Origin of the sequence: Mesorhizobium sp. NZP2234 (assembly GCF_013170765.1) — a bacterium.
Lineage (GTDB): Bacteria > Pseudomonadota > Alphaproteobacteria > Rhizobiales > Rhizobiaceae > Mesorhizobium > Mesorhizobium loti_D.
On sequence record NZ_CP033364.1, the window covers coordinates 6,134,074 to 6,159,126 of the forward strand.

The 25,053-nt window shown below is 64.1% G+C and carries 22 protein-coding genes; 12 read left to right on the forward strand and 10 right to left on the reverse strand.

Annotated elements, in window-relative coordinates; all coding sequences use genetic code 11:
* Window positions 1–24: 24 nt before the first annotated feature.
* Together folD and EB230_RS29705 are read right to left on the reverse strand one after the other, a co-directional pair.
* Window positions 25–924 carry a bifunctional methylenetetrahydrofolate dehydrogenase/methenyltetrahydrofolate cyclohydrolase FolD gene (gene folD, locus EB230_RS29700; RefSeq protein WP_056566063.1) on the reverse strand — a complete coding sequence of 300 codons (900 nt, stop codon included), beginning with the start codon at window positions 922–924 and terminating at the stop codon, window positions 25–27.
* Window positions 925–1,107: 183 nt separating this feature from the next.
* Entirely contained in the window at window positions 1,108–3,699 is a 2,592-nt protein-coding gene (locus tag EB230_RS29705) for a GumC family protein (protein WP_056566059.1), read from the reverse strand.
* A 199-nt stretch (window positions 3,700–3,898) separates the two neighbouring features.
* Here EB230_RS29705 and EB230_RS29710 point away from each other — a divergent pair, with 199 nt between their 5' ends.
* Complete coding sequence (locus EB230_RS29710) at window positions 3,899–5,194, forward strand: lipopolysaccharide biosynthesis protein (protein ID WP_172374478.1); 1,296 nt, start codon at window positions 3,899–3,901, stop codon at window positions 5,192–5,194.
* 12 nt (window positions 5,195–5,206) lie between these two features.
* Here EB230_RS29710 and EB230_RS29715 read toward each other — a convergent pair whose 3' ends face one another.
* The 3 genes from EB230_RS29715 to EB230_RS29725 are packed head-to-tail and all read right to left on the reverse strand — an operon-like array spanning window position 5,207 to window position 8,090.
* A complete protein-coding gene (locus EB230_RS29715; protein ID WP_056566053.1) occupies window positions 5,207–6,130 on the reverse strand; it encodes a DUF6492 family protein in 924 nt (307 codons plus the stop codon).
* Window positions 6,127–6,921: a WecB/TagA/CpsF family glycosyltransferase gene (locus EB230_RS29720; RefSeq protein ID WP_056566050.1), complete on the reverse strand. Its 795-nt coding sequence runs from the start codon at window positions 6,919–6,921 to the stop codon at window positions 6,127–6,129. The genes EB230_RS29715 and EB230_RS29720 overlap by 4 nt, the downstream gene beginning before the upstream one ends.
* Window positions 6,918–8,090: a glycosyltransferase gene (locus EB230_RS29725; RefSeq protein ID WP_056566047.1), complete on the reverse strand. Its 1,173-nt coding sequence runs from the start codon at window positions 8,088–8,090 to the stop codon at window positions 6,918–6,920. Before EB230_RS29725 ends, EB230_RS29720 begins: the two co-directional genes overlap by 4 nt.
* 171 nt (window positions 8,091–8,261) lie before the next feature.
* On the opposite strand from EB230_RS29725, the gene EB230_RS29730 reads away from it, so the two are divergent.
* Genes EB230_RS29730 through proC form a run of 3 tightly spaced genes read left to right on the forward strand, consistent with a single transcriptional unit; the run spans window position 8,262 to window position 11,433 of the window.
* Entirely contained in the window at window positions 8,262–9,260 is a 999-nt protein-coding gene (locus EB230_RS29730; protein WP_056566045.1) for a glycosyltransferase, read from the forward strand.
* On the forward strand, window positions 9,229–10,557 hold the full coding sequence (locus EB230_RS29735) for an O-antigen ligase (RefSeq protein ID WP_056566042.1): 1,329 nt from the start codon (window positions 9,229–9,231) through the stop codon (window positions 10,555–10,557). Before EB230_RS29730 ends, EB230_RS29735 begins: the two co-directional genes overlap by 32 nt.
* Before the next feature lie 60 nt (window positions 10,558–10,617).
* The gene (gene proC, locus EB230_RS29740) at window positions 10,618–11,433 is read left to right on the forward strand and encodes a pyrroline-5-carboxylate reductase (RefSeq protein WP_056566040.1); all 816 of its coding nucleotides are present in this window, start codon (window positions 10,618–10,620) and stop codon (window positions 11,431–11,433) included.
* A 2-nt stretch (window positions 11,434–11,435) separates the two neighbouring features.
* Here proC and EB230_RS29745 read toward each other — a convergent pair whose 3' ends face one another.
* Window positions 11,436–12,752 (reverse strand): NAD(P)H-dependent oxidoreductase, encoded by a 1,317-nt coding sequence (locus EB230_RS29745; protein WP_056566036.1) that lies wholly within the window; start codon window positions 12,750–12,752, stop codon window positions 11,436–11,438.
* 339 nt (window positions 12,753–13,091) lie between these two features.
* On the opposite strand from EB230_RS29745, the gene EB230_RS29750 reads away from it, so the two are divergent.
* The 3 genes from EB230_RS29750 (at window position 13,092) to EB230_RS29760 (ending at window position 15,342) form a co-directional block, all read left to right on the forward strand.
* Window positions 13,092–14,498: a PTS transporter subunit IIC gene (locus EB230_RS29750; RefSeq protein WP_056566034.1), complete on the forward strand. Its 1,407-nt coding sequence runs from the start codon at window positions 13,092–13,094 to the stop codon at window positions 14,496–14,498.
* A gap of 74 nt (window positions 14,499–14,572) precedes the next feature.
* Complete coding sequence (locus EB230_RS29755) at window positions 14,573–15,034, forward strand: PTS sugar transporter subunit IIA (protein WP_056566031.1); 462 nt, start codon at window positions 14,573–14,575, stop codon at window positions 15,032–15,034.
* A gap of 20 nt (window positions 15,035–15,054) precedes the next feature.
* Window positions 15,055–15,342, forward strand: a complete 288-nt coding sequence (locus EB230_RS29760; RefSeq protein WP_056566028.1) for a PTS sugar transporter subunit IIB — start codon at window positions 15,055–15,057, stop codon at window positions 15,340–15,342.
* Window positions 15,343–15,379: 37 nt separating this feature from the next.
* Here the strand turns inward: EB230_RS29760 and EB230_RS29765 are convergent, their stop codons facing one another.
* Both EB230_RS29765 and EB230_RS29770 read right to left on the reverse strand, forming a co-directional pair.
* The gene (locus EB230_RS29765) at window positions 15,380–16,774 is read right to left on the reverse strand and encodes a multicopper oxidase family protein (protein WP_056566025.1); all 1,395 of its coding nucleotides are present in this window, start codon (window positions 16,772–16,774) and stop codon (window positions 15,380–15,382) included.
* A 231-nt stretch (window positions 16,775–17,005) separates the two neighbouring features.
* Entirely contained in the window at window positions 17,006–17,824 is an 819-nt protein-coding gene (locus tag EB230_RS29770; RefSeq protein ID WP_056566022.1) for an alpha/beta hydrolase, read from the reverse strand.
* 191 nt (window positions 17,825–18,015) lie between these two features.
* On the opposite strand from EB230_RS29770, the gene EB230_RS29775 reads away from it, so the two are divergent.
* Genes EB230_RS29775 through EB230_RS29795 form a run of 5 tightly spaced genes read left to right on the forward strand, consistent with a single transcriptional unit; the run spans window position 18,016 to window position 22,637 of the window.
* Window positions 18,016–19,269, forward strand: coding sequence for an ABC transporter substrate-binding protein (locus tag EB230_RS29775; protein WP_056566019.1), 1,254 nt, complete (start codon window positions 18,016–18,018; stop codon window positions 19,267–19,269).
* A gap of 3 nt (window positions 19,270–19,272) precedes the next feature.
* Window positions 19,273–20,010 carry an ATP-binding cassette domain-containing protein gene (locus EB230_RS29780; RefSeq protein WP_056566016.1) on the forward strand — a complete coding sequence of 246 codons (738 nt, stop codon included), beginning with the start codon at window positions 19,273–19,275 and terminating at the stop codon, window positions 20,008–20,010.
* On the forward strand, window positions 20,007–20,720 hold the full coding sequence (locus EB230_RS29785; protein ID WP_056566014.1) for an ABC transporter ATP-binding protein: 714 nt from the start codon (window positions 20,007–20,009) through the stop codon (window positions 20,718–20,720). Before EB230_RS29780 ends, EB230_RS29785 begins: the two co-directional genes overlap by 4 nt.
* A gap of 10 nt (window positions 20,721–20,730) precedes the next feature.
* Window positions 20,731–21,606, forward strand: coding sequence for a branched-chain amino acid ABC transporter permease (locus tag EB230_RS29790; RefSeq protein WP_056566011.1), 876 nt, complete (start codon window positions 20,731–20,733; stop codon window positions 21,604–21,606).
* Window positions 21,603–22,637: a branched-chain amino acid ABC transporter permease gene (locus tag EB230_RS29795; RefSeq protein WP_056566008.1), complete on the forward strand. Its 1,035-nt coding sequence runs from the start codon at window positions 21,603–21,605 to the stop codon at window positions 22,635–22,637. The genes EB230_RS29790 and EB230_RS29795 overlap by 4 nt, the downstream gene beginning before the upstream one ends.
* 22 nt (window positions 22,638–22,659) lie before the next feature.
* Here EB230_RS29795 and EB230_RS29800 read toward each other — a convergent pair whose 3' ends face one another.
* Together EB230_RS29800 and EB230_RS29805 are read right to left on the reverse strand one after the other, a co-directional pair.
* Window positions 22,660–23,976 (reverse strand): ArgE/DapE family deacylase, encoded by a 1,317-nt coding sequence (locus EB230_RS29800; RefSeq protein WP_056566005.1) that lies wholly within the window; start codon window positions 23,974–23,976, stop codon window positions 22,660–22,662.
* Window positions 23,977–24,016: 40 nt separating this feature from the next.
* Entirely contained in the window at window positions 24,017–24,922 is a 906-nt protein-coding gene (locus EB230_RS29805; protein ID WP_056566343.1) for a MurR/RpiR family transcriptional regulator, read from the reverse strand.
* Window positions 24,923–25,053: the final 131 nt, after the last annotated feature.

A 25,053-nucleotide genomic window follows, 5' to 3' on the forward strand; every position in this document is an offset into this window, starting at 1 on the left:
GCGGCTTTCAGGTTCAACCCGGGCTCAGAAGGAGGGCCGTTTCAATCCGGCCGCAAGGTATGCGGAAGCTAACGTATTGGCCATCAGCATGGCAATGGTCATCGGCCCGACACCGCCGGGCACAGGGGTGATGGCGCCAGCCTCCCTGGCCGCCTCCGCATAGGCGACGTCGCCGACCAGACGCGACTTGCCCTCGCCTTTCTCGGGCGCGGGAATGCGGTTGATGCCGACATCGATGACGGTGGCGCCGGGCTTCACCCAATCCCCCTTGATCATTTCCGGCCGGCCGACGGCGGCGACAAGAATGTCGGCCGTGCGAGCAAGGGCCGGCAGATCCTTCGTGCGGCTGTGGGCGATGGTGACGGTGCAGTTGGCGGCAAGCAGCAGATTGGCCATCGGCTTGCCGACGATGTTGGAGCGGCCAACGACGACGGCGTTGAGGCCTGACAGATCCTTGCCGCGCACGCGCTCGATCAGAAGCATCGAGCCGGCGGGCGTGCAGGGAACAAAGGCCGTGTCGAGTTCGCCGGTGCCGAGCTTGCCGACATTGATGAAATGGAACCCGTCAACATCCTTCTGAGGCGCGATGGCCTGGATGATCTTGCCTGCGTCGATATGGGCAGGCACCGGCAGCTGAACCAGGATCCCGTTGATGGCCGGATCGGCGTTGAGCTCGGCGATGATCTTGAGCAGCGCCTGCTCAGAGGTCTCGGCCGGCAGCGTGTGCTGCAGCGAATGAAAGCCGCATTCCTTGGCAGTGCGGGATTTGGAGGCGACATAGACCTGGCTCGCCGGATCCTCGCCGACGATGACCACGGCCAGACCGGGCTTGGCCTTTCCCTTGGCGACCAGTTCGGCAGTCAGGGTCTTGACCGTCCGCACCACATCCTCGGCGACGCTTTTTCCGTCAATCACTTCGGCCATGAACCATCCTCAACACTGTTTCGTCCAACGCCGCTTTCGGGAACACAACGCAGCGGCGCCGGCAACATGCAGCGCGGCATTGTCACGAAAATCCCACCACGCAATCCCGCCAAAACGCCGTCCGATGCCGTTTACGCGAAACCGAGCCGCTTTTGTTCGGCCTCGACGACGTATCTTTGTGGCTCAGAAGTAGCGGCGGCGGGCGCGGCTCTCGGTGAGTTCGCGGACCGCCTCGCGAAATTCGCGCAGGCTGGCGCGGATTTCCTCGATCGGCGCGTGCTCTGTGCTTTCCTCGGCCTGCGGAGCCTCCACCGGTGGCTGAGCCGGATAGGCCGGTGGCTGCGGCTGAACGGGCTGCGATGGATGCGGCATTTGCCCGGCATAGGGCGCCATGGCCTGGGCGTAGGGATTGCTGGCCGGCGACTGCGCCTGCCACGGCTGCATTTGCGGATAGCCGGCCTGCTGTGCATGGGGATAGGGCGGCGGCGGATAGAGCGGGTGCAGCGGCATTATCGGCGACCGCGACGGCGGCCCCATCGGCTGGGAATAGGCGGCATCGAAGCCTGACGGGAAAGGCGGCCGCGCATAGTCCGATATCCCTGGCCGGGGCATGAAAGCGGCATCCGGGTTTTGGAAGCCGGAAGGCATGGCAGCATCCGCCGGCCGCGCGTTCTCACCAAAGGCGGCGAACTCGCTGGCATCATCCACCTCCGCGGAGGGCTTGCGGGACACGGCATCGCGCAGCTTCGCCATGAACGCACCGATACGGCCGGGCCTTTCGACGGGAGCGGCTCCGGCCTGTGCCAAGGGCGGTGGTGATGCAGGCGGTGGCGATGCAGGTGCCGGCGGTGGCGGCGCTGGGGGCACCGGCGCTGCCGGCATTGGCGGTGCGGGCGGCGGTGCCGTCCGCAATGCCTGGTCCTCGAGAGGCGGCTTGCGGTCGCGGCGCGACCGCGATGTCGCGGTCTCGCGCAGGCTTTCATAGGCGCCGCGCATCGCGCCGAGACCAATTCCAGAGGCAAAACCCAGGACCAGGCCGGCAAGCGCCATCAGGGCCCGCGACGGGCCTTTCGCTTCAAGCGGCGCGAAAGCCTTGGAGATGACGTTCATATTGGCGGTGTTGATGTCCTTCTGCTCGCCGGTCTCCTTGGCGCGCAGAAGATACTGTTCATAGACGGAGCGCTTGGCGCTGGCCTCGCGCTCCAGTTCACGCATCGACACCAGGTCATTGTTGACGTCGCCGCTGCGCACCTTGAGCTGGGCAAGGCGGGAAGAGAGATCCTGTTCGAGCTGGACGGCCCGTTTCAGGTCGACCTGCAGCGAGGAAGCGATGCGGCGCAATTCACCGGCGATGCGGTCGCGCGCGCCGGCGATCTGCGCGTTGAGCGCCTGGAGTTCGGGATGACGCGGGCCGAGCCGGATGGCGGCGCGGTCGGCCTCCTGCTTGAGCGTCGCATATTGCGAGCGCAGGTCGCTCATCGAGTTGGAGTTGATCTCCTCCGGCAAGGTGCCGGAAAGAACCGAATTGACGTCGATCGAGCGCGCTGAAGCCGCCCTTGCATTGAGCTCCAGCGTGCGGGCGCGGGCGATGGACAGCTGCTCGTTGAGCTTCAGCATCTCGTCGTCGCTGATCAGATGACCCTGTGCGTCAACGAGGTCATGCGAAGCCCTGAAATCCTCGACCTTGCGCTCGGCCGCCTCGACGCCCTTGCGCAGTTCATCGAGCCTTGCCGTCAGTTCGTCGGTCGCGCGGCCGGCCGTATCGGACTGGATCTGGCCGAATGTCTGCAGAAACACATCCGTCATCGTGTTGGCGATGAGAGCCGATTTCTCGCCATTCTGCGTGGTCGCGCTGACGGTGATGACGAAGGTCTTGCCGCCACGCTCGACCGAAAGGCTTTCGGCCAGATTGCCGACGGCAAGCGCACGCCGGCGAACCTCGTCGGCACCGCTCGCGCCATCCTGGCGCGACAGAACCGAGCGAATGAGAGACCTGATGCCGAGCCCGCCGGCACCCTGGCCATTGAACTCCGGATCGTTGGTCAGATTGAGCTTGTCGACGACCTTGTTGAGAACGGTGCCCGAGGTCAGCACCCTGACCTGGTTCTCGACAATGGCAAGGGTGGCGTCGGAGGCGACGACATTCTGGGTGAGGTCGCGATCGGTGAGCTTGAGGTCGCGCGGATCGACGATCAGTTCGGCGGTGGCTTCATATTTCTTCGGCGTCGACAACGCGATCGCTATACCGAGGCCGGCACCGATCAGCGTGGTCGTGATGATCAGCAGCTTTGACCTGGCAATGCCGCGCACCACCTGCATCGGATCGATCAGCGGTTTCCAATGCTGGTCGTCCCCACGATCGCCGAAAGAGCCATCCGTTTCGCCAGATCGGCGGGATACGGATGTGTCATAAGATCGAGCGCTGCCGGAAGGTTTTTCAGGTGCCATCCGTGCGCCCTGCACGGCCGGCGGCAGATCGCCGCTGCCGGCGTCCTCCCGCGAGCGCCAGGCATCGTCCTGTGCGGCCGCTTCCGGCTGCTCGTCCGGCCGGAACGGCTCAACTTCGACGGCGGCCGCGGATGGCGTTGGGTTCGTCCGCGCCTCACGCCGTGAACGGGCAAGGCGATGGCGCGTGGCGGCATCTTCGCGCCATGACGGGTCCGCCCGATCCCCTATCGAGACCAGGGACGCGTCGTCCTCACCGCGCATGGCCTGGCCGAGCGCCAGCAATGAACGCTCGCGCCTCCAGTCTTCACGGTTTTCCCTGTCGACCATTGTCTTGGAGCTTTACCCTTTGGCCACTTGGCAGCGGCGGTCGGCTATTCGTTAAGCCACGCTAAACAAGCATAGGAAACAAAAGGTTAATTTCGGCAGGCCCGCGTGCAAGCTTTTCATAACCTCAAGTGCCGGATTTTCCGGGCATTCGGGCCTCAGAACGGCACGTTAAGCTTTCCCGCCTATGGCTTCCCGGTACATGACCGAAGCTCGCGGCATACCGCAAAGGCGTGCTCTCGCCCGGATCGGCACTTTCGTGGCCGAGCGACGGGGGCTGGTCCGCGACTATTTCTCGGCGATCAGCGGCGCCGGCGGGCGACTGGTGTTTTCGCTGGCCTATTTCATCGCGCTCGCCAACACCTTGTCGATCTCCGAGTTCGGCATGTTCGCCACCGCTTCGGCGGCCGGCGTGATGCTGTCGCGGATCCTGGCCTTCGGTTTCATCTCGGCGCTCTATCGCACCGCCACCATCCGCCCCAACCTGATCGGCACCTTCACCGCCGGCTTCCTGCTGCTCGGCATCGTCTCGCTGCCGCTGCTGGCCGCGGCCTCGTTCGGCGTCTACCTGATCTTCTTCGCCGGCACCGTGCCTCTGTCGGTGTTCTCGGCGATCGTGTTCGCCGAAGCGCTGTTGTGGCGGCCGGTGGAGGTGGCCCTGATCGTCAACAACGGGCTGGGCAAGTTCGGCCGTGCCGCCGTGCTGGCAATCCTGGCGACGGCGCTGCGGGCGCTTGGCGCGGTGCTGTTCATGATCTCGGCGCAGCACAGCATCTGGGCGTGGTCGTGGTTCTATATCGGCGCCAATACCGCCTCGCTGCTACTGGCCTTCAGCTGGTTCTATCCGCGCCAAAGACTGCGGCTGCGCATCGCGCTTTATCTGCGGCGGCTTGCCGATTCCATCTATGTCGCCGGCGCCGAAGTGCTGTTTTATCTGCAATCGGAATTCGACAAGCTGCTGGTGCTGGCGATCGGCGGCCCGCATCTGGCCGGTATCTATGCCATCATCATGCGGCTGGTCGACCTGACCGCGATCCCGATCCGCACCTTCTCCATGATGCTGGTGCAGCGCATGATGCGCGCGCCGGACCTGTTGTCGCGGCTGACGGTCAAGAGCGGCATCGAAGGGGGCGTCTTCCTCGTTTCGACGCTGGCGCTGCTGGTGCTTGGCATCGTGCTGCACTTCTTCCCCAACGCGCTTGGCAGGAATGTCTCCGAGGCCGCGCCGCTGGTGGCGCTGGCGATCTGCGTTCCGGGGCTGCGCAATCTGGTCGAATACCAGGCCGAACTCCTCTTCGCGCGCGGCCAGACGCTGGTACGGGCGCTCAATCTGGGCCTGCTCGCCGCACTGAAGGCGCTGCTTTTGACCTATGTGCTGACCACCATCTCCGATACGTCGAAGCTGGTGCTGTCGCTCAATGTCGTCTTCCTGTTGCTCTATCTCGCGTCGATGCTGCTGACCTATTCGGCAATGCGCAAACCGGCGAAGGCAATCTGAATTCGGGTGAGGCTAATCGAGCCCGATCAGGCGGCGGATGCGGCCGATATCGGTGCCGATGAAGGATTGCATGCCGATCGCCACCTGATCCGGCGCCATGCCGGCAACGAAGCGGCGGAACTCGTCGTCCGACAACGCTTCGCCCGTCCAGTGGACGCGGCAGAATTCTTCCGAACCGTGGAAGTGGCCGGCGCCGTCCAGCAGATCGTCGACATAGCGGCCATAGATCATGCATTCGGAGAATCTGCGCGCCGAGCCGACGACCTCGACCCAGTCGCGGCCATGGACCTTCTCGATCTGACCGCACATGGCAATCACGGCGTCGCGACGCCAGGCAATCAGGGTCGAGATGTAATCGTGGGCCGATATGCGGGACGGGTCGATGCCAAGTGCCGAACCCGCATTGCGTGACCAGATGCGATGCTCGTCATGACCCTCATCCGCCAGCACGCCGTCGCGGCGAAACAGGCGCGCCTTGCCGTCGCGCCAGAAGGCGGCACAGTGGAAAGGCTTGAGGAAAGCGACGTCGGAATCGCAGAAGACCAATACGTCTTCACTAGCATGGGCCGAAATGGCGATACGGCGCAGTTGCTGCACGTGCCAGCCGCGCAGCGGCTGCGTCTTCAGGCTGAGCCAGACACGCCGGCGGAACAGGCTGAGCGGGTCGTCCAAAGCGCGCAGCCAGCGCGGCAGCAGGTCGCGCTCATCGACGATAGTGCGCCGGCTTGTTTCCAGCTGGCGGAAAAGCGCGACATCGCGACGCTCGACCAGGATGTAATGGTGCGCGGCACCCGAGACATGCCGGTCGAGGGTCTCGCACAACAGGCGGCAGCGTTCGAAATCCGGCGCATAGCTTGCCGTCACCACCGCCGCCGTCGGCGTTTTCGGCAACAGGCCCGGGCCGGCAAGGGCGTCTGGAACGAACCGTTTGTTCAACGGAATTCTCCCGCCGTCTCGGCTCCGCGCGACCATCTCTGCTTGATGACCCGCCACAAGAACACCGGATTGCCGACCACATAGCGGCGCCAGAGGCGGCCCGGCTCGACCGCCAGCCGGAACAGCCATTCCAGGCGCAGGCGGCGCATCCACAGCGGCGCGCGCGGCACCGAGCCGCTGAGGAAATCGAGCAGCGCACCGACAGCGACCGGCATGGTGCAATGGCGCTCGTCGATATGACGCGCTATCCACAGTTCCTGTCTTGGCACGCCCATGGCGACCAACAGCATGTCGGGCCGCAGCGCCGCGATCCGGCCGATGATCTCCGGTTCCTGCTCAGCGGAGAAATAGCCGTCATGAACGACCACGAAATTGTGCTGCACGGCAAGGGCGGCCAGCTTGACCGACGCCGCCTCGGCATTGACACGCGTCGCGCCGAGCAGCCCGACGGTCAGCGGCCGCGTCGAGGCCTGCAGGAAGGCTGGCACGAAATCGGTGCCGTTGAGATTGTCCGGAAACGGCGAGCCATAGAGAAGCTTGGCGGCGAGATCGACGCCAATGCCGTCCGGCAGGATGAGGAAATCATCGAGCGCCTCGGCGAAGACCGGGTCGGTATAGGCGATATTGGCATTGTGGGCGTTGAGGAAACTGACCTTGGTGAAGCGCCGCTCGGCGATCAGCCGGTTCAGCAGGGCGATCGCATCGTCCCAGCGGATGGCGAGCACCGAAATGCCGAGGACCGTCTTCAGGCTGTCGAGGCCGAATGCGGCGCGGGCGGTGTGCATGTTCATGCAAACACCTCCCGCCTGACTGCCCCCAGCTTTTCCAGGCCGAGTTGGATGGCGGTATCGAGCGCCTTGACCTGCCGGCGATGGAATGCGCTGCCGTCGACGTCCCGGATGTCGGCCGCGGCAGCCTCCAGCGACCTGGCGAAAGCGACTGGATCGTCGGTGACGACGCAATTGTCGGGACGATGGTCGATGCCGCGCAGCGAGCGGCCGGTGGCGACCGACGGCAGACCGAGTTCGAAGGTTTCGATGGTCTTCAGTTGTACGCCGCTGCCGGCGGTGCTGATCAGCGGGATGACAGCCGCGCCGCTTACGAACGCCCTTGCATCCGGGACACGGCCGACAAACTCGACACCAGGATGCACCGAGGTCACACCGGAAGGCATGTGGCCGGCGATGCGGATGCGGAAATCCGGCCGCAGATGCGGCACCACCTTGGCCAGGAACCAGTCGAGGCCGATGCGGTTCGGCTGCCAGGTCCAGGTGCCGATCAAGGCGGCGTCGCACTCGATCCGGCGCGGGCCTTTCAGCGCGGGCGCGCTGGCGCCGGTCACCAGCGGCAGCACCGCCGAGCGGTTATCGGTGGCGACGCCGAGTGCAGCGCGGTCTTCCTCGGCCAGCGTGAAGACGAAGCGCGCGCGGCGGCAGAGACGCTCTTCGACGATCTTGAGCAGCCTTGCCTCGCGGCGAAACAGCAGGCGCTGGAAAAGGCCGCCGGCGGCGGCCGCATTCTCCCGCGCCGAGAGATGCTCGACATTGTGGGCGACGAAGAGCGAAGGCCGGTCTTCCAGAAGCTTTTCGAAGGCACCGGCGAACTGCACGGAGTTCAGCACATAGCCATCGAACGGACCGGCCCGTTCGATGGCGGCCCGAACATCGCGGTCGGACACCGCGCGCAACTTGACCGATGAGAAGGTCAGGCCTGACAGCATCGCCTTGCCGACCCAGCTGAGCTTTTTCAGTGCCGAGGCGCTTTCCGTGCGAACGTCGACCGCACCCAGCACCACGGTGTTTTCAGGATCGGAAGCGGCTTTCCCGGGCCAAATGAAGCCGATGACCGTGACGCGCGCGCCAGCCCGCCGCAAGGCGGCGATGATCGCGGCATTGGCGATCTCGTAGCCCGAGGCGAGAGCACCGTCGGGCACGATCGATGTGACGAACAGCAGATGCATCTCACCTATCCTGTGGTGTAGCCGGTAGCAAAACGCGGTGAACCCTTGATTAAGCGAGCACAATCGACGCCCGAAAGCCCCTGCCCGACGGGCTTCTCCATGCAAGGTGATTAACGAAACCTTATCACCGTGGTGCTACCAGAACGCGACTCACCATGTGGCTGGACACGGATGATCCCTTTGCCATCGGATGGTTCGGTATCGATCGCTGGACGGTCTCCCCGGCTTGACGTGGAGGCTGTCGAAGCGGTGGTCACCTTGCCGACCTTCAAGCGGCCCGAACAGGTGCTGGAGACGCTGGCTTCGCTCCGCGCCCAGCGGACCGGCAGGCGCTTTGCGGTCATCGTCATGGAGAATGAAGCCGAGGCGCGTGACGGCGCCAAGGCGGTGCTGCCGCTGTTCGAGAGCGGCGAGATACCGGGCATGGTCATCATCGCGCATGAGCGCGGCAATTGCAGTGCCTACAATGCGGGCTGGCAGACGGCGATCCTGCACTTCCCGAACTTCAGGCACCTGCTGGTCATAGACGATGACGAGATCGCCGATCCGCATTGGCTGGAACGCATGTGCCTGGCCGCCGAGACGCTCGGCGCCGATATTGTCGGCGGCCCGCAGGTGCCTGTCTTCGCCGACCCCGCCCACGCGAAATGGGCCGAACATCCTGTCTTCGCGCCACCTTACCGGGAGACGGGACGCGTGGCGGCGCTCTATTCGTCGGGCAATCTCCTGGTCGGTCGCAACGTGCTGATCGCCATGGGGCCGCCCTTCCTCGATCTCAGGTTCAACTTCATGGGCGGCGGCGATTCCGACTTCCTCAGCCGATCGGCCCAAAGGGGCTTCGTGCTCGGCTGGTGCGCCGAGGCAAAGGTGCGCGAAACCGTTCCGGCACGGCGTATCGAAGCCGACTGGATCCGGGCCCGCAGCCTGCGCAACGGCGTGATCTCGACATTGGTCGAGAAGAAGAAGCGCGCCGGCACGCCGCTGGCCGGCGTCAAGGTATTCGCGAAGAGCCTGGCACTGCTTGCCGCTTCGCCGTTTCGCGGCCTGATCCGGCTGGCGCGGACCGGATCGCCGGCGATCGCCGTCTACCCCATCCATGTGGCGCTCGGCCGCGTGCTGGCCGAATTTGGATATGCCAATGAGCAGTATCGCCAGCCCGAGAAAAACTGAGCGCGCCCCGCTCAGCGACGCGTTCACGCGCGACGGCGTCGCGACCGCGGTCGCCGCGCTCCTGTTCACCGTCATCATGGTATCCTTCCGGCCGTTCCAGCCGGCCGGCGCCGAACTCACCGGCGAGGGCGGCGACATCGTCAACCAGCTCGGCTTTGGTTCGCTCGGCGCCATTTCGATCTTCTCGTTGATGGCTTTCGCCGATCCCCGCATCGTGCGCTCGCTGCTCAGCCCGTCCTGGATACTGATGCTGGGTTTCTTCTTCCTGTCGGTGGTGCTGGCGACCGACCCGCCCTCGGCCATGCGCGCGGCTTCCTTCACCATGATCGGCATCCTGACCATGGCAACGATCCTGGCGCTGCCGCGTGATGCCGAATCCTTCTCCAAAGTCATCATCTTCACCGCCGTCGTGGTCATGGGCCTTTCCTATCTCGGCCTGATCGTCTTTCCGCATGAAGCGCTGCACACGGCCGACTCGCAGGAGCCGGAACATGCCGGCCTGTGGCGCGGCGTTTTCACCCACAAGAACATCGCCGGCCCGATCATGGCCTGCTTCAGTTTCGCCGGCCTTTACCTCTACCGGCGCGGACAGCGCTGGTGGGGCGCGGGCATCTTCTGCGCTGCGATGATCTTCATGCTGCACACCGGCTCCAAGACGACCGCCGGGCTGGTGCCGTTCTCGATCCTGATCGTGGTGCTGCCGAGCCTGATGGGCATGCGGCTCGGTACGCCGATCCTGTTTGCGCTGGCGATCATCGCGACGGCGGTCGGCACGCTGGGCATTGTCTTCCTGCCGCCGGTGAAACATCTGGCGGCGATCTATTTCCCCGACATGACCTATACCGGCCGCACGACGCTGTGGGAGTTCGCCGGCTCGATGCTGGCGAAGAAGCCGTGGACCGGCTACGGCTATGAGAGCTTCTGGGGCACGCCGCTGCTGCTCAACCAAGATCAGCCCTTCGATCGTCCCTGGGACATCAGAACGATTGTGCACGGCCATGACGGCTATCTCGACATCGCCGTGCTGATGGGCGTTCCGGCGCTTTGCGTGGCGGTCTACACCTTTCTCATCGCGCCGCTGCGTGACTACATGCGCATTCCGCTGCGCAAGGAAAACATCTATCTCGGCGACTTCTTCATGATGGTGGTGCTGTTCACCGCGCTGAACGCCTTCCTGGAAAGCTTCTTTTTCCATCGCGGCGATCCGGTCTGGCTGTTCTTCGTGCTTGGCGTGCTTGGCCTGAGGCAAGTGTCGCTGCGTCCGATCGCGGTGCGCAAGCCTGCCCGCCCAGTCTGACAGGGCTTTCCGGACGCGGCGCGAACGTTTATGTGAGGCCTTTCCTCGGAGGGCTTTCAGATGACGATCAGGCTTGTTCTCGCCGGCTGCGGCAATATGGGTTACGCCATGCTCGCGGGCTGGCTGAAATCCGGCAAGCTTGCGCCGTCGGCGGTTTTCGTCGTCGAACCCAACGCCGATCTTCGCCAACGCGCCGCCGCACTCGGTTGCGGCACGGCTGGAGATGCCGGCGCTCTTCCAGCCGACGCAGTGCCTGATCTGGTCGTCATCGCGGTGAAGCCGCAAGTGATCCGCGACGTCACCGCCGACTACAAGCGCCTTGGCGACGGGCGCACCACGTTCGTCAGCATCGCCGCCGGCACGCCAGTGGCGACCTTCGAAGGAATCCTGGGAAACCGCGCGCCGATCGTGCGCTGCATGCCCAACACGCCTGCTTCGATCGGCAAGGGCATGATGGTGGTGTTCTCCAATCAACTGGTTTCCGACGACACCAAGCGTTTCGTCGCCGACCTGCTGTCGGCCAGCGGCGAAGTCGCGACCATCGACGACGAGGGCCTGATGGATGCCGTGACCGCCGTGTCGGGATCGGGGCCGGCCTATATCTTCCACTTCATCGAAGCGCTTACGGTGGCCGCGGAGAAGGCGGGCCTGCCGCCGGCAACCGCCAAGCTGCTCGCGATGCAGACAGTCTATGGCGCTGCCTCGCTTGCCGCCGAAAGCCAGGAGGAGCCAGGCGTGCTGCGCCAGCAGGTGACCAGCCCGAACGGCACGACGGCGGCCGCCCTTGGCGTGCTGATGGGCGACGACCGGCTAACCAATCTGCTCACCGAAGCGGTTGAGGCGGCGCGGCTGCGGTCAATCGAGCTGGGGAAGTAAACTCAGGTCGCCCCGTACAGCATCTCGTCCTGCAGCCGGCGCAAGGCGAACAGCCTTGTCGTCGGGTCGGGCACGGCGTTGTCGGCGGTCAGCAGTTCGCCTTTCCTGACCGGCTTCAGCACCCTGCCACCCTCGAGCAGGCCGACCGGCAGGGCGCGCTGGGCACGAGCATCCTCGACCGTCATCGTCCAGGAGCGATAGCAGGTCTCGCCGATCGCATCGAAAATCTCGCCGGCGGCCAAATCCCGCTTGGCGACGGCGCAGACTTCGGCGACGGGCCTTGGCAACGGCACCATGTCGGGCTTGCCGAAAAGCATGATGCGGGCGGCGGTCAGCGGCACTTCCAGTGACGTCAGATGATAGGGCCTGAACAGGCTGTAATAGGGACCGTGGCCGATATGCAAATCGTCCATGCGCTCGATGATGCGCGGATGGGTCGCCTCGACGATGACGAAGACGCCGGGCGCGACGCCCTTGCCGATGGTATAGTCGACGACGCCCTTTTTCGTGAGCAGCCCGCCGTCCTCGCGCGGGATCAGCACCTTGACGAGATCGTCGCGGTCGGCTTTCGGGCCATGCATGCCCGGCACATCGGGCACCAGGCCGGTGGCGTTGGCGATTGCGCACATCTCGACCATGGTCTTGGAACCGTCGACGAACTCGACCAGCATGCGCGGGTTCATGTTGCGGCGGATCGCTTCCTCGCGATAGTCGTCGGGCACGGCGTCACGATTGAGCGGGTTGTTCTTGCCCTTGCCGGCCGAGATGATGGTCAGGCCGAGCGCGGAAGCAAACTCGATCAGTTCCATGCAACTCGACGGCTCGTCGCCGGCGCCGACCGAATAGACCACGCCAAGCCGGTCGGCCTGCTGCTTGAGGTAACAGCCGATGGTGACGTCGGCCTCGACATTCATCATCACCAGATGCTTGCCATGCTCCATCGCCATCAGGTCGAAATCGGCGGCGACGCCCGGCTTGCCGGTGGCGTCGATGACGACGTCGATGAGCGGATTGGTGACCAGCATCTCGTTGGACGTGATGGCGATCCTGCCACTCTCGATGGCGCCGGTGACTTTCGACGCGGAGTCGGCTTCGACCGCCATCGCTTCATCGCCATAGGCGATGCGAATGGCCTCGCGCGCGGTGTGCGGACGCCGCGTGGAGACGGCGCAGACCGAAATGCCCGGCATCAGCATGCCTTGCGTGACCAGATCGGTACCCATTTCGCCCGAACCGATGACGCCGATGCGCACCGGGCGGCCCTCGGCGGCACGCTGGGCGAGATCGCGGGCAAGGCCGGTCAAGGCGACATTGGTCATGCAGATGTCCACAGCTTCTTGATTTGCGGCCGCATTAGCAGGGACTGGTCCCGTGTGCCAACGAAACCGCTCGCAAGCCGCGATTCCCAGCCCAAAATGCCCGAAAAAGGCGCCCTCACCCGACCGATTGGCCCAAAGGGTTGCCAATTGACATTGTTGTGAACAGTCTAAATAAAACATTCGTTTGCTGACAAAGGCAAATGTTCATCGGACCGATGGGTCGACGGGCGTTCGCCGCGAGGCAATTTGGGGAGTGCCTTTGCGCCAAGCTGGCGGCAAAGGCGTGGCTGAGATCAAGGAGCATTGCGAGGCGTAGGCTCGGGCTCCAGGGGAGGAAGAATGGATACAGTTCTCGCTGGCCTGAAGGGGGCCATCGACACGCTCGGTGCGACAATCCTGCTGCCGATCGTCATTTTCATCATAGCCGTGGTCTTGGGGGCCAAGGTCAGCAAGGCCTTCCGTGCCGCCGTCACCATCGGCGTCGCCTTCATCGGTATCAACCTTGTGCTTGGGCTGATGTTCACGTCGATCGGCGACGTCGCCAAGGCCATCGTCACCAACACCGGCATCCATCGCGACATCATCGATGTCGGCTGGCCCTCGGCGGCGGCGATCGCCTTCGGCTCGTCGGTCGGCCTGTGGGTCATTCCGGTCGGCATCCTGGTCAATATCGTGCTGTTGCTGACGCGCATGACGCGCACGCTCAATGTCGACGTCTGGAATTTCTGGCACTTCGCCTTCGTCGGCTCGCTCGTCGTCGCCGCCACCAACAATCTGGCCTACGGCATCGCGATCGCGGCCCTGGTCGCAGCGCTGTCGCTGCTGTTCGCCGACTGGTCGGCGCGCGCGGTGCAGCAATTCTATGGCGTGCCCGGCATTTCGGTGCCGCATCTCGCCTCGGCGCAGATCCTGCCGATCGCCATCATCCTGAACTGGATCATGGACCGCATTCCCGGCATCAACCGCATCAACATCAACACCGAGACCATCGAGCGCCGCTTCGGCGTGTTCGGGGAACCGGTCGTGCTCGGCCTGATCATCGGCCTCGTGCTCGGCGCCATCGCCTTCTACAATGCGGGCGATCTCGGCACGGTGCTGGCCAAAGTGCTGGGCACCGGCATGACACTGGCGGCTGTCATGCTGCTCCTGCCGCGCATGGTGAAGATCCTGATGGAAGGCCTGCTTCCGGTTTCCGACGCGGCGCAGGAGTTCGTGCGCAAGCGCACTGGCGACCGCGAGCTGCTCGTCGGCCTCGATTCGGCGATCCTGATCGGCCATCCGGCCGCGATCTCGTCGTCGCTGATCCTGGTGCCGATCGCGATCATCCTGTCGGTGATCCTGCCGGGCAACCGCGTCATCCTGTTCGCCGACCTCGCGGTCATCCCGTTCATCGTCGCCATGACCGCGCCTCTGGTCAAAGGCAATGTGTTCCGCATGGTGGTGATCGGCACGGTGACGCTGGCCATCGGCTTCTATGTCGCCAACGCGCTGGCGCCGCTGTTCACCAGTGCGGCCGTCGCATCGGGCTTCAAGCTGCCGGCGGATGCGCTGCAGATCACCTCGGTGGTCGACGGCTTCCTGTGGGTTCCCTACGTGATCATCGAGGCGATCCAGGGGCTTGGGCTGGTCGGCATCATTCTGATCGCCGTCGTCATCGCCGCGCTGTTCATCCTCTACCGCCGCAACCCGCTCGGCTGGGAACGGGCAGCGGGCGCCGAGGACGAGCCGGCCGAAGGCACCGCTTAAGCGCCATCGCGCCTTGAACTTGAAACCGTCGTGCGCCCTCCTCGGGCGCACGACTTTTATAGACGGAGCAGAACATGTTCGACAGCCTCATGCAGCTTCTGGATCCCGAAGCGATCGTGCTCGGATCGGATGCCTCGACCAACGAGGAGATCATCCGCGTCCTGGCCGAACGGCTCGAGAGCCTTGGCTATGTCAAAAGCTCCTATGCCGATGCGGTCGTGCGCCGCGAAATGACCATCCCGACGGGGCTGCCGCTGGAGCGCGCCGACAATGTCGCGGTGCCGCATACCGATCCCGAACATGTACTGAAGCCCGGCATCGCGATGGGCACGCTGAGAAAGCCGGTGACGTTCGCCAACATGGAAGATCCCGACGAGAAGCTGCCGGTCGGCTTTGTCTTCCTGCTTGCCATCAATGACAAGGACAAGCAGATTGAAGCGCTGCAGTCCGTCATGGCCACCATCCAGAATCCAGAGGCATTGGACGGCTTGAGGTCCGCCAGGACGCTTGACGACGTACGTGCCGTGCTCGGCTGATAACCAGGGAGAAGCAAGAGATGTCCAGACAAAAAACTATTCTCTTTGCCTGCGGCACGGGCATCGCGACATCGACGGCGGTCAATGTCGCGGTCACCGAGGCCATGAAGAAGCGCGGCCTGACCTTCAACGCGCAACAGGCGAAAGCCACCGAAGTGCCGGGGCTGGCCGACAGCGTCGACTTCATTGTCGCCACCACCCCGATCTCGGCTTCGGTGACCAAGCCGGTCATCAAGGGCCTCGCCTTCCTCACCGGCATCGGCAAGGACAAGGTGCTCGACGAGATCGAGGCGCAACTGCGCAAGTAGATCACCGACGACGCGGCTCCGGCAACGGCGCGCGGCGTCAGGCCACCCTGACGTAGCTCGTCATGCCCGATTTCTGGTGCTCGATGATGTGGCAGTGCAGCAGCCAGTCGCCCGGATTGTCGGCGACAAAGCCGAGCTGAACCTTCTCGTTGGGCTGGATGAGATAGGTGTCGGAAATCAGCGGCTGCACTTGCCGTGTCGAGGACGACAGCACCTTGAAGCTCATGCCGTGCAGATGCATCGGATGCGACTGCGGCGTCAGGTTCTCCATGTCGATGACATAGCTCTTGCCGAGCTTCAGTTCGGCCAGGGGCGCGGTCGGGTCCGGCGTATCGCCCGGCCACGGCACCTTGTTGATGGCCCAGAAACCATAGCCGAGCGAACCGCATATGCTATCGCTCGGGATGTTTTCGGCCGTGGCGCTGAGCGCCAGCGAAATATGCTGGGCGGCGGTGAGGTCCACCTCAGCCACCGGATTGACCTCCAGCGGCGCAACATCACCAATGGCGCGCTTCAGCGAGCGGCCGACCGCGCGCAAGGTGGCGAGCACCTTGGGCTTGGTGCCCCTGACGTCTCGCAGGCTGACGACCGCGCCCTCATCATCCGGCATGCGGATGGCTAGCTCCATGCGCTGGCCCGGCCCCAGCAGCAAGGCATCGGGCGAAAAACGCCGCGGCACCGGATTGCCGTCGAGCGCCATCACGATCGCCTCGGCGCCGTCGACCCGAAAGGCGTAGATGCGGGTAACATCTGATATCGCCACCCGCAGACGCACGAGCCCGCCAGCCGGCGCGTCATATTGCGGCTGATCGAGCCAGTTGGCGGTGCGCACCGTGCCGTAGGTGCCGGTCCTGGCGGCATCGCGCGGCCGGAACTGGTCGATGAACTGGCCGTCGTCGCCAAGACGCCAATCGCGCAGATTGAGGACGAATTCGGCGTCGAATTTCGGGTCGTTCGGATTCTCGACCACGATCACGCCGGTCAGGCCGTGGCCCATCTGCTCCAGCGTGTTGCAATGCGGGTGATACCAGAATGTGCCGGCATCGGGCGGGGCGAAGGCGTAGTCGAAATGATCGCCGGTATAGACATAGGGCTGCACCAGGAAGGGCACGCCATCCATCTTGTTCGGCAGGCGAATGCCGTGCCAATGGATTGTCGTCGGATCGTCGATGGCGTTGACCAGGCGAGCGGCGAAGGGTTCGCCCTTCTTCATCCTCAGTACCGGCGGCATTCCGGCGCTGCCATAGGTCAGCACATTGTTGGTCGGGCCGACGTCCATCAGGCTGGCCTGGATTTTCGCCGTCTGCAGCACCACCGGTTCAGGACTGGCCGCGGCCCAGCTGCCAAACCTGCCGATGGCCGAGAGTCCGACCCCACCGGCGCCAGCAACCGCTGCCGTTTTCAGAAGCCCGCGGCGTGTGAATACGGTCATTTAACGGTCCAACTGCTGAGGTGCCGGGCATCCAGTGCCGCCTTCGACCACAGGCGAGCCACTGGCGCAATGCCGATACTTTGCATATTGGCGATTGTTTGCGCCATGCCTTCGCAACCGAAGACGGTTTTACGTGCATGCGCCTATTGAAGGCACCGGCAAGATCGGAGCCATTGCCTCGCAGTATTCTGCCTGCCGACAGCTGTCGGTCGCGAAGGCCGTCCCGCGAAGTTACCCCTTGTCGACGCTCGCCAGGAAGCGGGCGAAGATTGGATCGAAGCGGTCGGGCGAATCCCAGAACGGCGCATGGCCCGAATTGTCGAGCAGATGCGCCTTGCCTTCCCACAGGTTGGAAATCTTCACGGCCGCGACGAAATCGGTGTTGACGAACGGTTCGTCGATGCCATTCAGAACGGCGATCGGCGGCGTCTTGCCGGCGACGATCTCGCGCTGGTTGCGGCCGGTGCCGGCCGCGAATTTCTCGAACATCAGGCGCCGTGCGCGACCGTCTGTGCGTGCGACAGTGTCGAGGAGAAATGGTTCGAACGGCTCACCGCAGGTGCTGCGCGCATAGGCCTCGACATCGGCGGGAGTGAAACTTTCCTGCCCGGCAAGGTGCATGTGCGGGCTCGGCTTGAAGCCGTTGCCGACCTCCGAGGGCGCCACGGGCGGGGTGCCGGTAATCATCAGCCCGAGCAGGCCGGGAAAGCGATCGATCATCTCCAATCCGATATGGCCGCCAAGCGACCAGCCGAAGACGATGGCCTTGCCGATACCGAGCAGCCCCAGCACTTCGGTCATCGCATCGGCATAACCCTCCATGCTGTAGGACCGGTCCGGATCGATCGCATCACCCGATGCCCCGTGGCCCGGCAGATCGGGGGCGATGATGTGGTAGCGCTCGCCCAGAGGGCTCTCGAGCTGGTTGCGGAAAACAGCTCCGGAAGAGGAGTTGCCGTGGATCAGCAACACGGCGGTGCCTTTGCCACCGGTCTCGCGAACGGCGATCTTGCCGTGGCTGGTTTCAAGGGTCTTCTGAGAGATCGTCATGGTCCGCTCCGTCTGGAATTGCCTTGTTTTAGTGCAGATGCGCAGCAAAGCGCCACAGCTTCCATACCTTTTGCGGGAACCGTCTTCCCGGTCAGGTTGCGTTGAAAAATCCTTTTCAAATAAGAACAATTATGCGTAGATTGTCAATTATCCAACTCCCGATGAACGGGAGGAAAACAGGGAACCGCACGATGAAATCCAAATCCGCAGGCAACAGAATCCGCCATATGCTGATGAGCAGCGCGCTGATCGGCGTGTTTGCCACGGCGAGCGCGCCCGCTTTCGCCGACGTCGTCAAGATAGGCCTGCTCGCACCCATCACCGGGCCCGCCGCGGCGGACGGCCAGGAATTCCAGCGCGGCGTGCAGATGGCGATCGACGAGGCAAACGCGGCCGGCGGCGTTGCCGGCAACACGTTCGAACTGGTGGTCGGCGACGTCAAGGATCAATCAGCCGGCAATGTCACCAGCGCGGTCGAACGCCTGCTCGGCGATCCCGGCGTGCAGTTCATGCTCACCGGTTACGCCAGCTTGACGAATTTCGAGATCGACAACATGGCCGAGGCAGAGATGCCCTACATGCTCGCGGCCACCTCGCAGCAGACCAAGGACATCATCGCGCCGAACCCTGACAAATACATGTGCTGCTGGTCGCTGACGCCATCCTTCGACGCCTACAACACCGACGTCACCCTGTTCGTCGAGAAGCTCGCGGCCGACGGCAAGATCACCTTGCCGACCAAGAAGGTCGCCATCATCTCCTCGGACAACGCCTACTCCAAGACCATCTCCGAAGGCATGAAGAAGACCTTCAAGGAGAAGGGCTGGACCATCACGGTCGACGAGATCGTTCCGTTCGGCGAAGTGACCGACTGGCGCTCGATCCTCGCCAAGGTGCGCGAGAATGTCCCGGACGTCGTCATCAACACCGACTATCTGCCGGGCAATTCGGCATCCTTCCTGAACCAGTTCCTCGAGCAGCCGACCAAGAGCCTGGTCTTCCTGCAATATGCGCCGAGCGTTCCGGAATTCGTCGAACTGACCGGCAAGAAGTCGAACGGTGTCATCTACAATCTCCTGGGCGGAGCGCTGACGACGCCGAAGAACCCGCGCGCCGACGAGGTGGCGGCCAAGTTCAAGGCGAAATACGGTGTCGAGAGCGGGACCTATGGCGTCGGCCTCTACGAAATGACCAATGTCTATTTCGACGCGGTCAAGAAGGTCGGTGGCGCATCGGACCACGCCGCGATCATGAAAGCGCTGTCGGAGACCGACAAGCAGGTCGCCGAGGGCCGGTTGAAATTCGATCCCGCAACCCACCTTGCCACGCAGGGCGACGACTATATCCCAATCACCTTCTTCCAGATCTGGGACGGCCAGCGCACACTGATCTCGCCGGAGAAATACGCAACCGGCGCCTTCAAGCCGCAGCCCTGGATGCAGTGAGGCATGGCCCTGCTTGAACTGGACGACGTGTCGAAGGCCTTCGGTTCGCTGAAGGCCGTCGATGGCGTGTCGTTCAAGGTCGAGGCCGGCGAGATTTTCGGCATCGCCGGCCCGAACGGCAGCGGCAAGAGCACGCTGTTCAACATCATCACCGGCATCCCGTTCGGACCTGACCGGGGCCGCATCCGCTTCGACGGGACCGCCATCAACGGCAAACCAGGGCACGCCATCGCGCGCCTCGGCCTCGCCCGCACCTTTCAGCGCGAGACCTCCTTCGACGGGCTGACCGTTTTCGAGAACGCCTTGATCGGCGCAAGCTACGGCAAGCAGGAAAAGGCGGCCGCGGCCGCCCGCGAAGCCGCCGCCGAAGCGCTGGAGTTCGTCGGACTGGGGTCCTCGTCGTTCGGGAGGCTGGCGGGCGAACTGTCCGTCTTCGAGCGCAAATGCCTGATGCTTGCGACCGCGATCGCCATGCAGCCGCGCATGCTGTTGCTCGACGAGCCGGCGTCGAGCCTGACCAAGCCCGAGATCGAGACATCGATCGGCCTGATCCGCCGCACCGCCGAACGCGGGATCACCATCCTCCTGATCGAGCATGTGCTGACCTTCCTGATGAGCCTGTCGCAACACCTGCTGGTGCTCAACAACGGCCGCGTGCTCGCCGCCGGCGAACCGGGGAGCGTGATCGCCGACCAGCGCGTCATCGAAGCCTATCTCGGAACCAGGAGGGCGGTGGCGTGAATCCCATTCTCACCGTCGAGGGCGTGACCGCAGGCTATGGCCGCGTCACCGTGCTGCACGACATTTCGCTGGAGGCAGGCCGCTTCGGCAATGTCGGCCTGTTCGGGCCCAACGGCCATGGCAAGACGACGCTGCTGCGCGCCATCTCCGGGCTGCTGCAGCCGAAAAGCGGCCGCATCCTGTTCGACGGGCAGGACATCGCCGGCCGTAGCGCCCGCGCCATCGTCGGCACCGGGCTGATCCATGTGCCGCAAGGCAACCGGCTGTTTCCCGACCTCTCCATCGCCGACTGCATGGCGCTGGGCGCCTATTCGTCGCGCGCCCGCCCGCATGAGGCGGAGAACCGCGAGAAGGTGGTCAAGCTGTTCCCCAAACTGGCCGAACGCTGGCGCCAGCGCGTGCGCACGCTGTCGGGCGGCGAGCGCCAGATGGTGTCGATCGGCACGGCGCTGATGAGCCACCCGCGCCTGCTGATCCTCGACGAGCCGACGCTGGGCCTCGCACCCAAGATCAAGGACGAGCTCTGCGCTTCCGTCATGGACATTTCGCGCGGCGGCGTGCCGCTGATCGTCGTCGAGCAGGACATCGAATTCCTGCTCGAGCTGACGCAGCAACTCTACCTCGTCAATCATGGCGCGGTGGCGACCGAGATCAAGCCGGGCGAAAGCCTCGACCACGGCGAGATCATGTCGATGTATTTTGGCCATTAGGATTTCGAACATGAGCGCATTGGCGGAAATCCTGTTCGGCGGCCTGTTCCAGGGCTCGCTCTACGCCATGATGGCGGTCGGTCTGGCCCTGGTCTGGACGACGATCGGCGTGTTCAATTTCAGCCATGGCGTGTTCATGATGCTCGGTGCCTATGTCGCCTGGCAACTGGTTGAACTCGGCCTGCCGGCGGCGGTGGCCTTTCCGGTCGCCGTCGTCGTCATGGCCGGCGTCGGCTGGATCCTGCAGGCGAGCGTCGTGCGGCCGCTGATCGGCCGGCCCAACATCGTGCTGGTCGTCGTCATCACCACGCTTGCCGCCGGCTCGCTGATCGAGAACGGCGCCTTGACCATCTGGGGGCCGCGTTCGAAGCAGATCCCGGCACTGATCGACGGCAACGCCACCATAGGCGGCGTCGGCGTGTCGCTGCACCAGATCGCCATCATCGTCATCACGCCGTTGATCCTGGCGGCGCTATGGATGTTCCTTAACCGCACACGGCTCGGACTGGCGCTGCGCGCCGTGGCGCAGAACGAGGATGCCAGCCATCTGGTCGGGCTGAATGTCACCGCGCTCTACGGACTGGCCTTCGCCATCGCCGCTTCGCTGGCGGGGCTCGCCGGCATCTTCATGGGCGGCTATCGCTTCATGTCGCCTGTCATGGGCAGCGACCCGCTGCTCAAGGCGCTGATCGTCGTCGTCTTCGGCGGCATATCCAGCATATCGGGACCAATCTTCGCCGCCTATCTGATCGGCTTCTTCGAGGCCGCCTGCAGCTACTATTTCGGCCTCTACTGGACGCCGGCATTGCTGTTCGGCGTGCTTATCCTGACCCTGATGGTGCGCCCCGAGGGCATCTTCGCCAGCCGCTCGCGAGGCCTCGCATGACCGACACGACCTCGACGATGGCACCAATCCGCACGGCAGCGGGAACCCCGATCGCGCCGGGCCGCACGCCGTGGAAGCATGAGGCCGTCGGCTTCGTGCTCGGCTTCGCGCTTCTCGCGCTGCTGCCGCTGGTCTTCGGCGACACCTATGCCCGCCACATCCTGATCATGGCCTTCATCTATGCCATCGTCGCCTCGAACTGGGACCTCAGCCTCGGCTATGGCGGCGTCTTCAATTTCGGCCATCTGGCGCTGTTCGGCATCGGCGTCTATGCCTACAGCCTGCTGACCAAGCTGGCCGGGCTCGACCCCTGGATCGCGCTGTTCGCCAGCGGCATCATCGCCACGCTGGCGGCGATCCTGGTAACCATCCCGATCCTGCGGCTGAAAGGCATCTACATCATCCTGGTGACCTTCGGCTTCGCGCAACTGGTGATGCAGGTGATCCTCAGCCAGTCCGACATCACCGGCGGCACGCAAGGCATCGTGCGCATTCCAGGACTCTACTGGTTCGACCACAACATGGTCCGCGACGGCAAATCAGCCTATTTCTACATCGCCCTGGCGCTGCTGGTGGCAAGCACTTTGTTCCTGCGCGTGTTCGTGCGCTCGCGTGCCGGCGCCAGCATCGTGGCGTTGCGCGACAACGAGGAATACGCCATCAGCCGCGGCATCTCGATCGTGCGCCAGCGCATGCTGACGCTGGCCGCCAGCGCCTTCTTCACCGGCATTGCCGGCGCCTTCTATGCCGCTTACCAGCGCAATGCCTCGATCGACGTCTTCGGCATGAGTCTGGCGACCATCATCCTGTCGATGGTGCTGCTGGGCGGCACCAGCACCATCTATGGCGCCATCATCGCCTCCTTCGTGCTGACCGTCTTTGCCGAGTGGATGGCCGATTTCGGGGCATGGCGCCCGATGATCACGGCGGTGCTGATCATCGGTGTGATGCTGGCCTATCCGAGCGGGCTGGCCGGCATGATCAAGGCCGCATGGGGCGCTGTGGCCGGGCGGATCAAACGCCCGGCCTGACGGCCGGAAACAGCAGCGCTGCTCAGCGCACGCCGCACCAGTCGATCACCGAAGCGGCAATCACCTTGGCGGTCTCGACCACCGATTCCACCTCGACATATTCGTTGGCGCCATGGAAACCGTCGCCCGACGGGCCGAAGATGACGCCATCGACACCCGCGCCGGCATAGTGCGCGGCATCGCACACGGCGACGAAGCCGCGTGCCTGCGGCGCCTTGCCGACCGCGGCCTTGCGCTTCATCAGCGACGTCACCAGCGGATGGTCGACGGGCGTATTCATCGGCGGGAAATGAAGACCGCCGAGCTCCCACTGAATGGTCGGCGGATTGTCGCGCAGCCAGGCGTCGGTCTGGGCGAAATGATGGACGAACGCCTCGAAGTCGCTGCGATAGTCGGCCGAATTCTCGTCCGGCAGGAACTTCATGTCGAGATCGAGCACGGCGACATCGGGGATGATGGCCGGGTTGGTCATCACCGTCGGCAAGCCATGCTCGCCAAGACCCGTGCCGCCATGCACGACGCCGATATTGATGGTGTTCATGCCGAGCGGCAGCAGCGGGTGCGACTTTGCCCGCGTCCGGTCCAGCTCATACTGGCGGACGGCCGCAATGAAGCGCGCCGCGATCTCGATCGCGTTGACGCCCGGCGTCAGCCGGTCCTTGTCGTGGCGCTGCGGATAGATCTCGTTGTAGCGCAGCGCCGAATGCGCGTTACGGCCACGGATCGTCACCCGCGCCCATTCAAGACCGCCCTCGACCGGCAGGACATCGCCCCAGGTCGGCTCCGCGACAAGCACCGCCTTGGCGAGCTTGCCCTTCTTCACCGCGTCTATCGCGCCGAAGCCGCCGGCCTCCTCGTCAACGACGGAATGGATCGCCAATCGGCCTTGCAGCGTGATGCCAGCCTTTTTGATGGCATGCGCGGCGGCCACGCAGGCCGCGACGCCGCCCTTCATGTCGACCGCACCGCGACCATAGAGCCTGCCATTGGTGATCTCGCCGCCGAACGGGTCAACGGACCAGTCCTTCATCTCGCCCACCGGAACCACATCGATATGCCCGCACAGAATCAGGCTGCGGTCTTCGTTTCCAGCCCACTCGCCAACCAGATTGGGCCGGCCGGGCAAGGCATCCCATTGTTCGGTGCGGAAGCCATCCCGCTTGAGGATCGGTTCGAGCAGCGCCTGGACATCCGCCTCGCGGTTGATCGCCGGGTTGGCTTCGAATTTGGGATTGACCGAGGGTATGCGGACCATGTCGCGGGTCAGCCCGATCAGCCAGTCGCGGTCGGCCTCGATCTCGGCCTGCACGGCATCGATGATGGTCTGGGTGTCGGGCATCGTCGTTCCTTCCTCGCATCGCCGCGCTGTCGCTTCGACGCTATTTCCTGGGGGTTCTGGGTTTGGCGGCTTCGTTCTCCGGTGCCGACAGAGCGGCATCGAGGGTGACGGCATTGGCGCTGCGGATCTTCTCAATATCCTCGATGCGCTTGCGCACCCCGGCGCCATGGCCTTCCAGCGCATGGGCGAAGACCGTTTCCATCTGCGCGACGGCGGTGGCCAGCGTGTCGAAGGGCGAGTTGGCGTCGATCGCCGCGACCATGGTCAGATCGGCGATATCAGATATCGGCGACAGCCACACATCGGTGAACAACAGGATGGAGACGCCGCGTTCGTGCGCCTGTTGCGCGAAGCTCACCACGTCCGACTGGTAGCGCCGATAGTCGAACACGACGAGGAGGTCGCGCCTGCCAAGGTCGATCAGGAGATCGAAATCGGCAGGGCTGAGCGAACCGATGTCGCGCACGCCCGAGCGGAATTGCAGGAGGTAGCCGGCAAGCATGGAGGCGATATGCCGGCTGAAGCGGCCGCCCAGCAGCACGACCTGGCCCTTGGTTTCGAGCAGCAAATTGACCGCGCGCGTATAGGCCTGCAGCGGCACCGCCGTGCGTGTGCGCTCCAGGCTGTCGGAAACCGAGTGGAAATAGGCCAGTGCCGTGCCTTCGCTGGAGCCGCCCGGGCGCTTGGCCTCCATCATCAGCAGCGGCGAGTGCAGCCTGGATTCGACCTCGGTGAGCAGACGCGCCTGGAAATCGGCAAAGCCGACATAGCCGAGCTTGGTCATCAGCCGTGTCACGCTGGGGTCGCTGACCCCGGCGCGCCGTGCCAGACGGGTCGCTGTTCCAAGCCCCGACATCGGATAATCGGCTAGCAGGACCTGGACGATCTTTTCTTCCGCCGACGTGAACGCCAAGGTCGTGTTGGCCAGTTCTTCGCGGATCGACATGGTCATCGCCTCTCGCTGACGGGAAGACGATTACCTTACAATTTCATGTGAGATTGTCAAATTTGGAAAATATCTTACAGAACCGTCAGCGCGGTTTCGGCAGGGGTGACGGCCCGAGCATCCGTGTTGCA